Source organism: Streptomyces sp. NPDC088254 (assembly GCF_044740925.1).
Taxonomy (GTDB): Bacteria; Actinomycetota; Actinomycetes; order Streptomycetales; family Streptomycetaceae; genus Streptomyces.
Window position 1 is genome coordinate 73,759 of sequence record NZ_JBIURQ010000013.1, and the last position, 14,463, is coordinate 88,221.

General features: G+C 71.5%; 12 protein-coding genes. All 12 read right to left on the reverse strand.

Annotated features, from left to right (window positions below; translation table 11 throughout):
* Positions 1-8: 8 nt before the first annotated feature.
* On the reverse strand, positions 9-1,250 hold the full coding sequence (gene glyA, locus ACIOC0_RS32940) for a serine hydroxymethyltransferase (protein WP_402159392.1): 1,242 nt from the start codon (positions 1,248-1,250) through the stop codon (positions 9-11).
* An 87-nt stretch (positions 1,251-1,337) separates the two neighbouring features.
* Positions 1,338-2,015: a protein-tyrosine-phosphatase gene (locus ACIOC0_RS32945; protein WP_130443480.1), complete on the reverse strand. Its 678-nt coding sequence runs from the start codon at positions 2,013-2,015 to the stop codon at positions 1,338-1,340.
* Positions 2,012-2,659 (reverse strand): L-threonylcarbamoyladenylate synthase, encoded by a 648-nt coding sequence (locus tag ACIOC0_RS32950; protein WP_130443482.1) that lies wholly within the window; start codon positions 2,657-2,659, stop codon positions 2,012-2,014. The genes ACIOC0_RS32945 and ACIOC0_RS32950 overlap by 4 nt, the downstream gene beginning before the upstream one ends.
* Before the next feature lie 52 nt (positions 2,660-2,711).
* On the reverse strand, positions 2,712-3,551 hold the full coding sequence (prmC, locus tag ACIOC0_RS32955; RefSeq protein WP_356680738.1) for a peptide chain release factor N(5)-glutamine methyltransferase: 840 nt from the start codon (positions 3,549-3,551) through the stop codon (positions 2,712-2,714).
* A gap of 86 nt (positions 3,552-3,637) precedes the next feature.
* Positions 3,638-4,705, reverse strand: coding sequence for a peptide chain release factor 1 (gene prfA / locus ACIOC0_RS32960; protein WP_402159393.1), 1,068 nt, complete (start codon positions 4,703-4,705; stop codon positions 3,638-3,640).
* Positions 4,706-4,809: 104 nt separating this feature from the next.
* Positions 4,810-5,031, reverse strand: a complete 222-nt coding sequence (gene rpmE / locus ACIOC0_RS32965; RefSeq protein WP_189942647.1) for a 50S ribosomal protein L31 — start codon at positions 5,029-5,031, stop codon at positions 4,810-4,812.
* Positions 5,032-5,231: 200 nt separating this feature from the next.
* Positions 5,232-6,392, reverse strand: a complete 1,161-nt coding sequence (locus ACIOC0_RS32970) for an LCP family protein (protein WP_402159394.1) — start codon at positions 6,390-6,392, stop codon at positions 5,232-5,234.
* 409 nt (positions 6,393-6,801) lie between these two features.
* Positions 6,802-8,802 (reverse strand): transcription termination factor Rho, encoded by a 2,001-nt coding sequence (gene rho, locus ACIOC0_RS32975; RefSeq protein WP_402159395.1) that lies wholly within the window; start codon positions 8,800-8,802, stop codon positions 6,802-6,804.
* A 402-nt stretch (positions 8,803-9,204) separates the two neighbouring features.
* The gene (thrB, locus tag ACIOC0_RS32980) at positions 9,205-10,137 is read right to left on the reverse strand and encodes a homoserine kinase (RefSeq protein WP_351338480.1); all 933 of its coding nucleotides are present in this window, start codon (positions 10,135-10,137) and stop codon (positions 9,205-9,207) included.
* 353 nt (positions 10,138-10,490) lie between these two features.
* Entirely contained in the window at positions 10,491-11,549 is a 1,059-nt protein-coding gene (gene thrC / locus ACIOC0_RS32985) for a threonine synthase (RefSeq protein ID WP_351098980.1), read from the reverse strand.
* A 6-nt stretch (positions 11,550-11,555) separates the two neighbouring features.
* Positions 11,556-12,848, reverse strand: coding sequence for a homoserine dehydrogenase (locus tag ACIOC0_RS32990; RefSeq protein ID WP_402159396.1), 1,293 nt, complete (start codon positions 12,846-12,848; stop codon positions 11,556-11,558).
* A 169-nt stretch (positions 12,849-13,017) separates the two neighbouring features.
* A complete protein-coding gene (lysA, locus tag ACIOC0_RS32995; RefSeq protein ID WP_402159397.1) occupies positions 13,018-14,409 on the reverse strand; it encodes a diaminopimelate decarboxylase in 1,392 nt (463 codons plus the stop codon).
* Positions 14,410-14,463: the final 54 nt, after the last annotated feature.

Here is a 14,463-nt window from a genome sequence, read left to right on the forward strand (position 1 = left end):
ACCCCGGTTCAGTCCCGATACGGCGGAAACGCCCCTGCGAGCTCCCTCACTTCCTCACGCGCCCTCTTCAGCTCCACCTCGTCCCTCAGCACGCCCGCCATCACCTTGGCGAGCCGCCCCATCTCCCCCTCCCCCATGCCCTGCGTGGTCAGCGCGGCCGTGCCCAGGCGCAGACCGCGGGCGTCGGCGTGCGGCAGGGCGCAGCAGTCCAGCACCAGGCCCGCCGCCGCGAGCCGGCCACGCGCGGTGCGCCCGTCCAGACCGAGGGGCGCGGGGTCGGCGGTGATCAGATGTGTGTCCGTGCCGCCGGTGGTGACGGCCAGACCCTCCGCCGCCAGCCCTGCCGCGAGCACCCGCGCGTTGGCGACCACCTGATGGACGTACACCGCGAACGCGGGTGTAGCGGCCTCGCCGAACGCGACCGCCTTCGCGGCGATCGTGTGCATGTGCGCACCGCCCTGTGTGAAAGGGAACACCGCCCGGTCGACGCGCTCGGCGAGCTCGCTGCCGCACAGCAGCATCCCGCCGCGCGGCCCGCGCAGCACCTTGTGCGTGGTCGCGCAGACCACGTCGGCGTACGGCACCGGCGAGGGCGCCGCTCCGCCGGCGACCAGGCCGATGGGATGGGCGGCGTCGGCGATGAGGTACGCGCCGGCCTCGTCGGCCACCTCCCGGAAGAAGGCGTAGTCGATGTGGCGCGGGTAGGCGATGGACCCGCACACGATCGCCTTGGGCCGGTGGGCGCGGGCCAGCGTCCGCACCTGCTCGTGGTCGATGCGCCCGCTCTCGGCGTCCACCCCGTAAGGCACGAAGTCGAACCAGCGGCCGGAGAAGTTGGCGGGCGAGCCGTGCGTGAGGTGACCGCCGCAGGACAGGCCGAGGGCGAGGACGGTGTCCCCGGGGCGCAGCAGCGCCGCGTACGCGGCCAGCACCGCCGACGACCCCGAGTGCGCCTGCACGTTGGCGTGTTCGGCGGCGAACAGCGTCTCGGCGCGCTCCACGGCGAGGCGTTCGGCGACGTCGACGATCTCGCAGCCGCCGTGATGGCGGGCCCCCGGGTAGCCTTCCGCGTACTTGTTCGCGAGCGTCGAGCCGAGCGCGGCCAGCACGGCGGGCGAGGCGAAGTTCTCGGCGGCGATCAACTGGAGCGTCGACGCCTGCCGTTCGCGCTCCCCCAGCAGCACCCCGGCGAGCTCGGGGTCCTGCCGCCGCAGCGCATCGGCGGCCGCGCTGACATGGGTGAGCGACATGACGCACTCCGGACCGTCGACGATGCCGTACGTCCAATGTAGGCCGCCGGTACCGGGCCCGCGCATCACCGCCCGGCGGCAGGCCCGCTACATCCGCGCGGGCACCCCGGTGAGCGCCGTGACCACGGGGTCCAGCGCCTGGTGTATCTCGTCGCCGATCGACCGGAAGAACGGCAGCGGCGCCCCGTACGGGTCGTACACCTCGTCGGCTTCCGCCGTGGGCGCGAGCAGCCAGCCCCGCAGCGCCGCGGCCGCCCGCACCAGCGCCCGGGCCCGCATCACGACGCCCTCTTCGAGGGGAGGCAGCGTCGCCGGGTCGATCGCGTTGACCAGCCGGGTGAACTCCTTGAGCGTGAACGTGCGCAGCCCCGCCGAGTGCCCCATGGAGATGACCTGACCCCGGTGGTCACGTGTGGCCGTCAGCACCAGGTCCGCCCGGATCACGTGCTCGTCGAGCAGCTCCCGGCCGGTGAACCCGGACGCGTCCGCGCCGAAGTCGGCCAGCACGGCCTCCGCGTTGGCCTCCATCGGCGCGCCCTCGTGGCCCCAGGTGCCCGCGCTCTCCACGATCAGCCCGCCGCCCAGCACCCCGAGCCGCTGCGACACGAAATGCCGGGTCAGCCGCTCGGTGATCGGCGAGCGGCACACGTTGCCGGTGCTGACGTGGAGGATGCGGAAGGTGTCACGGGGGAACCCGAACGTCGTCGTCTCCTCCGCGGCCCTGACCCCGTTGCCTATGCCACGCCCCGCGTCAGGGGCTGTCAATTCGCCACCTCGAGGTCGGGTACGACCTTGCGCAGCTCGTCCGCGGAGATCGCGCCCGCGCGCAGCAGCAGCGGCACCTCGCGGCTGACGTCGACGATCGACGAGGGCACGATGCCGGGCGTCGGGCCGCCGTCGAGGTAGACGGAGACGGAGTCGCCGAGCATCTGCTGAGCGGAGTCGCAGTTCTCCGGCGCGGGGTGTCCGGTGAGGTTCGCGGAGGAGACCGCCATCGGGCCGACCTCGGTGAGCAGTTCGATGGCGACCGGGTGCAGCGGCATGCGCACGGCGACCGTGCCACGGGTGTCGCCGAGGTCCCACTGGAGGGACGGCTGGTGCTTGGCGACGAGCGTGAGCGCGCCCGGCCAGAACGCGTCGACGAGCTCCCAGGCCAGCTCGGAGAAGTCGGTGACGAGACCGTGGAGCGTGTTCGGGGAGCCGATCAGCACGGGGGTGGGCATGTTGCGGCCCCGTCCCTTGGCCTCCAGCAGGTCGGAGACCGCCTCCGAGGAGAAGGCGTCCGCGCCGATGCCGTACACCGTGTCCGTGGGCAGGACCACGAGCTCGCCACGGCGGACGGCGGACGCGGCCTCGCGCAGACCGGTCACGCGGTCGGTCGCGTCGTTGGTGTCGTATCGCCGAGCCATGTCTAGCGGGCCTCCTCGTGCACGTACTGCCGGTCGAGAGTGTGGGTGGCGCTCACGGCGTCGCCTTGCGGGCCGTGGCGAAGCGGGGGCGGTTGTTGAGGTCGGGGTGGTCGGCCGCGTCGGCCCAGCCCCGCTCCTCGGCGAAGATCCACGGCACCTGGCCGCCCTGGGTGTCGGCATGCTCGATGACGACGACGCCGCCGGGGCGCAGGAGCCGGTGTGCGGTGCGTTCGATGCCCCGGATGAGGTCGAGTCCGTCCTCGCCGGAGAACAGGGCGAGGTCGGGGTCGTAGTCCCGGGCCTCGGGGGCGACGTACTCCCATTCGGTGAGCGGGATGTACGGCGGGTTGGAGATGACCAGGTCGACCTGGCCGTCGAGGTCGGGGAAGGCGTCGAGGGCGTTGCCCTGGCGCAGGTCGACGCGGGACCCCTCGACGTTCTTGCGGGTCCACACCAAGGCGTCCTCGGACAGCTCCACGGCGTGCACGCCGGCGCGCGGCACCTCCTGGGCGAGGGCGAGCGCGATGGCGCCGGAGCCGGTGCACAGGTCGACGATGCACGGTTCGACGACGTCCATGGCCCGCACGGCGTCTATGGCCCACCCGACGACGGACTCGGTCTCCGGGCGGGGCACGAACACCCCTGGTCCGACCTGGAGTTCCAGATAGCGGAAGTAGGCCCGCCCGGTGATGTGCTGGAGCGGCTCGCGCTGTTCGCGCCGGGCGATGACCTCCCAGTACCGGGCGTCGAAGTCGGAGTCGTGCACGGTGTGGAGCGCGCCGCGCTTCACACCGTGCACGAACGCGGCGAGTTCCTCGGCGTCGGTGCGCGGCGAGGGCACGCCGGCGTCGGCCAGCCGCTGGGTGGCCTGAGCTACCTCAGCGAGCAGCAGACTGCGGGGGCTCGGGGGTCGCCCCCCAATGGATCGCTGCACGCTCGTCCTCCGTGTCGTCCTCGTGCGTGGGTGCCTCTTACGCGTTACGCGGCCGCTAGCTTGGCTGCGGAGTCCGCGTCGACGCAGGCCTGGATCACCGCGTCGAGCTCGCCGTCCAGGACCTGGTCCAGGTTGTAGGCCTTGAAGCCGACCCGGTGGTCGGAGATGCGGTTCTCCGGGAAGTTGTACGTGCGGATCTTCTCGGAGCGGTCGACGGTGCGGACCTGGCTGCGGCGGGCGTCCGCGGCCTCCCGTTCCGCCTCCTCCTGCGCGGCAGCCAGCAGCCTGGAGCGCAGGATGCGCATCGCCTGCTCCTTGTTCTGCAGCTGGCTCTTCTCGTTCTGGCAGGATGCGACGACGCCGGTGGGGATGTGCGTGATGCGCACGGCGGAGTCGGTGGTGTTGACGGACTGGCCGCCGGGCCCGGAGGAGCGGTAGACGTCGATGCGGAGGTCGTTGGGGTTGATCTCCACGTCGACCTCCTCCGCCTCGGGGGTGACGAGCACGCCGGCGGCGGAGGTGTGGATGCGGCCCTGCGACTCGGTCGCGGGGACGCGCTGCACGCGGTGCACGCCGCCCTCGTACTTCAGGCGGGCCCACACGCCCTGGCCGGGCTCGCTCTGACCGCGGGTCTTGACCGCCACCTGGACGTCCTTGTAGCCGCCGAGCTCGGACTCGGTGGCGTCGATGATCTCGGTCTTCCAGCCGACCCGTTCCGCGTAGCGCAGGTACATGCGCAGCAGGTCGCCGGCGAACAGGGCGGACTCGTCGCCGCCCGCGCCCGCCTTGATCTCCAGGATGACGTCCTTGTCGTCGCTGGGGTCGCGCGGGACGAGCAGCAGGCGGAGCTTGTCCGTCAGCTCCTCGCGCTGCTTCTCCAGCTCCTTGACCTCGGCGGCGAAGTCCGGGTCGTCGGCGGCGAGTTCGCGTGCGGTGTCGATGTCGTCGCCGGTCTGCTTCCAGGAGCGGAACGTGGCGACGATCGGGGTGAGCTCGGCGTAGCGCTTGTTCAGCTTGCGCGCGTTGGCCTGGTCGGCGTGGACCGACGGGTCGGCGAGCTTCGTCTCCAGGTCGGCGTGCTCACCGACGAGTTCCTCGACGGCCTCGAACATCTCTGGCTCCTGATACTGCGGACGGAAGGAAAGGCGGGCGACCAAAAACGCCGGTCCCGGCGCACCCCACGGGGCGCGGCCGAGGACCGGCGAAATCAGGCTCGCTACTTCTTGGAGCCGGCGGCCTTGCCGAAGCGGGCCTCGAAGCGGGCCACACGGCCACCGGTGTCGAGGATCTTCTGCTTGCCCGTGTAGAACGGGTGGCACTCGGAGCAGACGTCGGCGCGGATGGTGCCGGCCTCGATCGTGCTACGGGTGGTGAACGACGCGCCGCAGGTGCAGCTGACCTGCGTCTCGACGTACGCGGGGTGGATGTCGCGCTTCAAGGTGTCTCCTAGGTTTCGGGAGGGCGCCGGGTCGCCGCCGCGGGATGCGGATGCGTGAACCGGAGCCGACGTACCAGTCTGCCAGGACTGGTGCCATCCCCCCAAACCGGAGGGGGCGCCGTTGTATTCCCGTGGCCGTCGACGGGGGCCGGGGAGGGCTCCTGGGTGACGGTTACGGCGTGGGGGTCACGGGGTGGGGGTCACGGGGTGACGACGCCCGCCGCCTCGCCGCTGGCGTTGCCCTCGGTGGCCGTCCCGGGGATCGGCCGGTCGTCCTTGAGCGCCTTCCAGATCAACTGCGCCTTCTGCTTCTGCAGCAGGACGCGGTTGGGGTTCGCCGGGTCGTACTGCACCGGCGTGGTGACCATGTCCATGTTGCCCGCGCCGATGCCCTTGAGGCCTTCGGCGAAGGACATCAGGGAGTTCAGCGAGCCGAGGTCGGAGTCGGTGGTCACCGTCTTGGTGGCGGTGTCGGCGAGGTCGTACAGCCGGGTGCCGCCGGAGAAGAGGCCGATGTGCTTGACCTGCGCGACGAGCGCCTTGACGAAGGCCTGCTGGAGCTGGATGCGGCCGAGGTCGGAGCCGTCGCCCACGCCGTGCCGGGTGCGCACGAGGGCGAGGGCCTGCCGGCCGTCGAGCGTGTGCCGTCCGGCCTTGAGGTGCAGGTGGCTGTCGGGGTCGTCGATGTCCTTCGTGGTGGTGATGCCGACGCCGCCGAGCTCGTCGATGAGCTTCTGGAAGCCGGAGAAGTCGACCTCCAGGTAGTGGTCCATGCGGACGCCCGTCAGCGACTCGACCGTCTTCACCGCGCAGGACGCGCCGCCCGTGCTGTACGCCGAGTTGAACATGACGTCCTCGGCGGCGTCGTGCGCGCCGCCCTCGGCGTCGGTGCACGCGGGCCGGTCGACGAGGGTGTCGCGGGGTATGGAGACCACGCTGGCCTTCTTGTGCCCCTTGTAGACGTGCACGATCATCGCCGTGTCGGAGCGGGCGCTTCCGTCGTCCTCGCCGCCGCCGAGCTTGCTGTTGGAGCCGGCGCGGGTGTCGGAGCCGAGGACGAGGATGTTCTCGGAGCCGTTGTCCGCCTTGTCGGGCCGGTCGGCGCCGAGGGCCTGGTCGATGTCGACGCTTTTGATGTTGCCGTTGAGCTTGAAGAACACGTATCCGGCGCCGGTGCCGCCGAGGACGGCGATGCCCGCGGCGGTCCAGGCCGCGATGACGAGGCCCTTGCGGCGGGCGCGCGGCTTGCGGCGGCGCCCCTTGCCTCTGGGGCGGGTGGCGGCCACGTACTGTGCGCGGGCCTCTCCCGGCGTGACGGGCTGCCCCGGTATGGCGGGATCCGGCGTGCTCTCGGCGGACATGCTCTCCTCGGTTCTCGTCCGGTTTCGGTTACCCCCTCGTCCGGCTCGGTCCGATCGGACCCTCACCGCACCATCGTCGCTCCGCCCGACCAGACGGCGAAACTCGGGAAAGGGTTGCACAACACCCGACACCGCCCCATACCACCGACCCCCCCCAATCCGCACCCCGAGCCCCCACACGCCCGCCGCTCACCTGCACGTTTCCCGGGGCCCCCACCCCGACCGCTCCCGGGCCCCTGTGGCAAACGTCTCGGCCAAGGCGAAGGGCCGCCCCCCGGATTCGGGTGGCGGCCCTGAGGCACCTACGGACAACGCCCTCAAGGGGCGCGAGGAACTGCGCGACCAGCCACTACGGCGCCGCACCGAACCACGTCGGAAAGTCGCGGCCCCTCCAGCGGAGCGTAAAGCGTCAGTCCCCGTTGCCCGGCGCAGGCGTCGTCTTCTGGATCTGCAGCAGGAACTCGGCGTTCGACTTCGTCTGCTTCATCTTGTCGAGGAGCAGCTCGATGGCCTGCTGCGAGTCGAGCGCGTGCAGCACCCGGCGCAGCTTCCAGACGATGCCCAGCTCCTCGCTGCCGAGCAGGATCTCCTCCTTGCGGGTGCCGGACGCGTCGACGTCCACCGCCGGGAAGATGCGCTTGTCGGCGAGCTTCCGGTCGAGCTTGAGCTCCATGTTGCCGGTGCCCTTGAACTCCTCGAAGATCACCTCGTCCATGCGGGACCCGGTGTCCACCAGCGCGGTGGCGAGGATGGTGAGCGAGCCGCCGTCCTCGATGTTGCGGGCCGCACCGAAGAAGCGCTTCGGCGGGTACAGCGCCGTCGAGTCGACACCACCGGAGAGGATGCGGCCGGAGGCGGGCGCGGCGAGGTTGTACGCACGGCCCAGACGGGTGATCGAGTCGAGCAGCACGACGACGTCGTGGCCCAGCTCGACGAGACGCTTGGCGCGCTCGATGGCGAGCTCGGCGACCGTGGTGTGGTCCTCGGCCGGGCGGTCGAAGGTCGAGGAGATGACCTCGCCCTTCACCGACCGCTGCATGTCGGTGACCTCTTCCGGACGCTCGTCGACGAGGACGACCATCAGGTGGCACTCGGGGTTGTTGTGGGTGATCGCGTTGGCGACCGCCTGCATGATCATGGTCTTGCCGGTCTTCGGCGGGGCCACGATCAGACCGCGCTGGCCCTTGCCGATGGGCGAGACGAGGTCGATGATCCGCGTGGTGAGGACGCCCGGGTCGGTCTCCAGACGGAGGCGGTCCTGCGGGTACAGCGGGGTCAGCTTGTTGAACTCCGGGCGTCCACGGCCGTGTTCGGGGGCCATGCCGTTGACGGAGTCGAGCCGCACCAGCGCGTTGAACTTCTCGCGGCGCTCGCCTTCCTTCGGCTGACGCACGGCGCCGGTGAGGTGGTCGCCCTTGCGCAGGCCGTTCTTGCGGACCTGGGCGAGGGAGACGTACACGTCGTTGGGGCCGGGCAGGTAGCCCGAGGTGCGGATGAAGGCGTAGTTGTCGAGGATGTCCAGGATGCCCGCGACGGGGATCAGGACGTCGTCGTCGGCGATCTGCGGCTCGGGGCCGCTCATCTCGTCACGGCCGCGACGGCCCCGGCGGTCGCGGTAGCGGCCGCGGCGACCGCGCCGGCCGCCCTCGAAGTCGTCGTCGTCCTGCGGGCCGTTGTCGCGCTGCTGGCGGTCCTGACGGCCGCCGCCCTGCTGCTGGCCGCCCTGCTGCTGGCCGCGGTCGCGCTGACCGCCCTGGCCCTGCTGGTCGTCGCCCTTGCCGCGGCGGTCGCGGTCACGGCCGCGCTCACGGCGGTCGCGGCGGCGGCTCTCGGCGTCGTCGCCCTTGGCGTCGCCCTGCGGCTGGCCCTGGTCGTTCTGCGCCGGGGCGGGCGTCTCGGCCTTGGCCGCGCTCTTCGCCTCGGCCGCCACGGTCTCGGGGCTGCCCGCCTCGGCGGTGGCGCGGCGGCGACGGCGCTCGGTGGGCGCGTCGGCTCCGGCCGGCTGGCCGGGGATCTCGATCTGCTGCTGGGCCACGGCCTTCTCGGCGGGGGCCTCGGCCTGGGCGGCGTCCGCCTTCTTCTCGGCGGGGGCCTCACCCGTACGGGCCTTGGAGGTGGCGCGGCGCTTGGGCTTGGTCTCGGCGACGGCGTCGGCCTTCGCGGCCGGTGCGCCGGATCCCGCCTGCGCCTCCTTGATGACCTCGATCAGCTGGCTCTTGCGCATGCGCGCGGTGCCCCTGATGCCGAGGCCGGATGCGACCTGCTGCAGCTCGGCCAGCACCATGCCCTCGAGGCCGGTACCGCGGCGCCGCCGGGAGCCGGCACCGGTGGCAGGCGCGGAGGCGTCCGTGGCGGGCGCGGCAGCGGTCTCCTCGACACGTGCGCCCATCAGATCGGTGGTGTCGCTCACGAAGGGTCCTTCCCTGGAGCGGACGTCGGCCTGTCTGGCTCGGCGACCGGTTGTGCTGTCCGGCTTCGTGCCTTGATGTGGCGAAGCCGGGGCGGTGGTCCGCCATAGCGGCGGAAGAGATTTCTGGTGATGGCGCTTCCTCGACGAGGCATGACACGCGGTGTCACGCAGCCTGGTCGCACCGATTCCGGAGCGTGCCCGTCGGACCGCTCAGCGTCGCTGTACGGCGTACTGCCCAGGTACGACGTACGGAACGCAGTGCGGCGTGGGGAGCTCCCGGAAGAATGTCTGTCCCGGACGGGGACACGAAGCACCTCGCCATGGTGGGGTCGGGTGCAGACTTGAGGTTAACACTACCGGATCCAACAAACATTCCCCCTCTCGAAATCCGGCAACCACGCGTTACTGGAGGTCGCCGGTGGCAGCGAGCGGCAGAACGCTCGCTCCCTGCAGGTCGAGGACCAGCCTGTTCGCCGCCCATTCCCGACCGGCCAGGGCCTCGACCTTGTCGGCCGTCGCCACGTCGGCCAGCGCCATCACGGTGGGTCCGGCGCCGGAGATCACGGCGGGGATCCCGTCGGCGCGCAGCCGCTCCACCAGCGCGGCGCTCTCCGGCATCGCCGGCGCGCGGTACTCCTGGTGGAGGCGGTCCTCGGTGGCGGGCAGCAGCAGCTCGGGTCGCCTGGTCAGCGCCTCGACGAGCAGGGCGGCGCGGCCCGCGTTGGCGGCGGCGTCGACATGCGGCACGGAGCGCGGGAGCAGTCCGCGCGCGGTCTCGGTCAACACCGGTTTGCCGGGCACGAAAACCACCGGAACGATGGAATCGTCGGGCTCCATCCTGATGGCACGGGCGGCGCCGGCCTCCATCCAGGAGAGCGTGAACCCGCCGAGCAGACAGGCGGCGACGTTGTCGGGGTGGCCCTCGATCTCGGTGGCGAGCTCCAGGAGGGCGGTGTCGTCGAGCTTGTTCTCGCCGCCTATGGTCACCGCCCGGGCGGCGACGATGCCGGCGCAGATGGCGGCGGAGGAGGAGCCGAGGCCCCGGCCGTGCGGGATGCGGTTGGCGCAGACGATCTCCAGGCCGCGCGGCTGGCCGCCCAGGATGTCGAAGGCGGTGCGCAGGGAGCGGACGAGGAGGTGCCGCTCGTCGCGCGGCAGGGTCTCGCTGCCCTCACCCGCGATGTCGATGTGCAGCCCTGAGTCGGCCACCCGGACCACGACGTCGTCATAGAGCCCCAGCGCGAGGCCCAGGGCGTCGAAGCCCGGGCCGATGTTGGCGCTGGTGGCGGGGACGCGCACCCGGACGGCGGCGGCGCGGAACGCTGGACCGGCCATCGCTCGTTGACTCTCCTTGAGCTGCGTGATGGTCGAATGACATTCGATGACGATTCGATGACGTACGAAGACCCTCGGGCCGACGGCACGGCGCGGCGCCGTTGCCGGCCGCGCGACGCGATATGCGAAGGCATATGCGGTAGGCGGGTTCGGTACAGCCTATCGAAGGAAGGTTCTGCGGCGACATAGGGCGCACAGGAGGCGCACGATGCGTGTCGCAAGCCCCTCGTGCACCCCCGACGGGGGTAACCCCCTGTGGCCCGCCGCGAGCGGCTGCGAGCGCCCCTCGCGACGCCGGTCCGCGGCCGGACCGGCGGGCGTCGGCGCCCGCCGGCCGGGACGCGGGGCGCCAGTCAGGCCAGGCCGAGGCGGGCGGCCGCCACCACGGCGTCGACCGGGACGGCGGCCGGCTGCGGGGCGCCGGCCACGGCCCAGTCGGGGTCCTTCAGGCCGTTGCCGGTGACGGTGCACACGATCCGCTGCCCCGGGTCGACCTTGCCCTGCTCGGCCGCCTTGAGCAGACCGGCCACGGACGCGGCCGACGCGGGCTCCACGAAGACGCCCTCCTGCGCGGCCAACAGCCGGTAGGCGCGCAGGATCTCACGGTCCGTCACCTCGTCGATGAGGCCGCCGGACTCGTCCCGCGCCGCCAGCGCGAACTTCCAGGAGGCGGGGTTGCCGATCCGGATCGCGGTCGCGACGGTCGCCGGGTCCTTGACGATCTCGCCGCGCACGATCGGCGCGCTGCCCGACGCCTGGAACCCCCACATCCGGGGCTTCTTTCCGGCCACGCCGTCGGCGGCGTACTCCTGGTACCCCTTCCAGTACGCGGTGATGTTGCCCGCGTTGCCGACCGGCAGGACGTGGATGTCGGGGGCGTCGCCCAGCATGTCGACGATCTCGAACGCGGCCGTCTTCTGGCCCTCGATACGCACCGGGTTGACCGAATTGACCAGCGCCACCGGGTAGTTGTCGCTCAGCGAGCGAGCCAGCGTGAGGCAGTCGTCGAAGTTGCCGTCGACCTGGAGGATCTTGGCGCCGTGGACGAGGGCCTGGCCCATCTTGCCGAGCGCGATCTTGCCCTGCGGCACGAGAACGGCCGAAACCATGCCGGCGCGCACGGCGTACGCCGCGGCGGAGGCGGACGTGTTGCCCGTGGAGGCGCAGATGACCGCCTTCGCGCCCTCCTCCTTGGCCCGGGTGATGGCCATGGTCATGCCGCGGTCCTTGAAGGACCCGGTGGGGTTGGCGCCCTCCACCTTGAGGTGGACCTCGCAGCCGGTGCGCTCGGAGAGCACCTGCGCGGGCACGAGCGGCGTGCCGCCCTCGCGGAGCGTCACGGCGACCGTGCTGTCGGACACCGGCAGCCGGTCCCGGTACTCCTCGATGATTCCGCGCCACTGGTGGGTCATTGCTGGTTACTCTCCTTCAACCCGCATGATGCTGGCGACACCCCGCACGGTGTCGAGCTTGCGCAGCGCCTCGACGGTCCCGGTGAGGGAGGCGTCGGAGGCACGGTGGGTGACGACGACGAGGGAGGCCTCACCGTCCTTGCCCTGCTGACGAACCGTATCGATCGATACGCCGTGTTCCGAGAACACGGTCGCCACCTGGGCGAGAACACCCGGTTTGTCCGCGACGTCGAGGCTGATGTGGTAGCGGGTGACCACGTCCCCCATCGGCGACACGGGCAGGGCGGCGTACGCCGACTCGCCGGGCCCCGTCGCCCCGCTGAGCCGGTTGCGGCAGACGGCGACGAGGTCGCCGAGCACGGCGGAGGCGGTGGGCGAACCGCCCGCGCCGGGGCCGTAGAACATGAGCTGGCCGGCCGCGTCGGACTCCACGAACACGGCGTTGTACGCGCCGCGCACGGAGGCGAGCGGGTGGCTCAGCGGAATCATGGCGGGGTGCACGCGCGCGGTGACGGAACCCCCGTCGGCGGCCCGCTCACAGATGGCGAGCAGCTTGATGGTGCAGCCCATCTCCTTGGCGGAGGCGAAGTCGGCCGCGGTGACCTCGGCCATGCCCTCGCGGTAGACGTCGTCGAAACGCACCCGCGTGTGGAAGGCGATGCCGGCGAGGATGGCGGCCTTGGCCGCGGCGTCGAAGCCCTCGACGTCGGCGGTCGGGTCGGCCTCGGCGTACCCGAGCGCGGTCGCCTCGTCGAGGGCCTCCTGGTAGCCCGCCCCCGTGGTGTCCATCTTGTCGAGGATGAAGTTGGTCGTGCCGTTGACGATCCCCATCACCCGGTTGATCTTGTCGCCGGCGAGGGACTCGCGCAGCGGGCGGATCAGCGGGATGGCGCCGGCGACGGCGGCCTCGTAGTAGAGGTCCCGGCCGTGTTCCTCGGCGGCCGCGTGCAGAGCGGCGCCGTCCTGGGCGAGGAGCGCCTTGTTCGCGGAGACGACGGAGGCGCCGTGCTCGAAGGCGGTGGTGATGAGGGTGCGGGCGGGCTCGATGCCCCCGATGACCTCGATGACGACGTCGATGTCCCCGCGTTTGACGAGGGCGGTGGCGTCGGTGGTGACGAGGGCCGGGTCGATGCCCTCGCGCACCCGGGACGGCCGCCGCACGGCGACGCCCGCGAGCTCCACCGGGGCGCCGATCCGGGCCGTGAGGTCGTCGGCGTGCGTCGTCATGATGCGCGCCACCTCTGAGCCGACCACTCCACAGCCCAGCAGCGCCACCTTCAGCGGACGCGTACGCATCATCCGACCTCGTTTCCTCATACCGTCTTCGGTTGGACCAGTCTCACCCACCGAACCGGACTTTCTGGCCAGGGTCCGGATCGTGAGACGTTTATTTCATTTTCTCGGCGGTGGCGGACAGGAGATCTTCCACCCGGCGCGGGCGTCTCTCACCCGACGCCTGGGGCTTTCCTCACCCCACGTCGAGCCGCAGGAGATCCTCCTCGGTCTCCCGCCGCACGATGAGCCGGGCCTCGCCGTCCGCGACGGCGACCACCGGCGGCCGGGGCACATGGTTGTAGTTGCTGGCCATCGACCGGCAGTACGCGCCCGTGGCCGGCACGGCGATCAGGTCACCAGGTGCCAGGTCCGCCGGGAGGAAGGCGTCCTTCACGACGATGTCACCGCTCTCGCAGTGCTTGCCGACCACGCGCGCCAGCATCGGCGCGGCGTCGGACGTGCGCGACACCAGGGCGACGCTGTACTCCGCGTCGTACAGCGCCGTACGGATGTTGTCGGACATGCCCCCGTCGACGGAGACGTAGGTGCGCAGCCCGTCGAGCGGCTTGACGGTGCCGACCTCGTAGAGCGTGAAGGCGGTGGGCCCGACGACGGCGCGGCCCGGCTCGACGGAGATGCGCGGCGTGCGCAGCTTGGCGGCCTCACACTCACGGGTGACGATCTCGGTCAGCGCCTTGGCGATCTCGTGCGGCTCGCGGGGGTCGTCGTCACTCGTGTACGCGATCCCGAGACCGCCCCCGAGGTCGATCTCGGGCAGTTCGACCCCGTGCTCGTCCCGGACGTCCTTCAGCAGCCCGACCACCCGGTGCGCGGCGACCTCGAACCCCGACATGTCGAAGATCTGCGAGCCGATGTGGCTGTGGATGCCGATGAGTTCGATCCCGTCGAGCTGGAGGGCCCGCCGTACCGCCTCGGCGGCCTGGCCGCCCGCGAGCGGGATGCCGAACTTCTGGTCCTCGTGCGCGGTGGCGATGAACTCGTGGGTGTGGGCCTCGACGCCGACGGTGATCCGGATCTGCACGCGCTGCCGCTTGCCGAGCGACTGTGCGATGTGCGCGACCCGCACGATCTCCTGGAACGAGTCGAGCACGATCCGCCCGACCCCCTCGCGCACGGCCCTCTCGATCTCCCCCACGGACTTGTTGTTGCCGTGGAAGGCGATGCGCTCGGCGGGCATGCCGGCGGACAGCGCGGTGGCGAGCTCGCCGCCCGAGCAGACGTCGAGGTTGAGCCCTTCCTCGTGCAGCCACCGCACGACGGCACGCGACAGGAACGCCTTGCCGGCGTAGAAGACGTCGGCGTCCGCCCCGAAGGCGCTGCGCCACGCCCGCGCGCGGGCCCGGAAGTCGGCCTCGTCGAGGATGTAGGCGGGGGTGCCGTGCTGCTCGGCGAGCGTCTTCACGTCGACCCCGCCGACGGTGACGACGCCCTGGTCGTCCCGGCTGACGGTCTGGGCCCACACCTTCGGGTCGAGGGCGTTGAGGTCGGCGGGCGGGGCGGAGTAGTGGCCCTCGGGATAGACGTCGGCGTGACGGGGCCCGGCGGGGTGTGCGGAACGGCTCATCTTGGGAGTGCTCTTTCGGGGCGAGTCGCGGTGTGAACGTTGACCGGGGCTGGT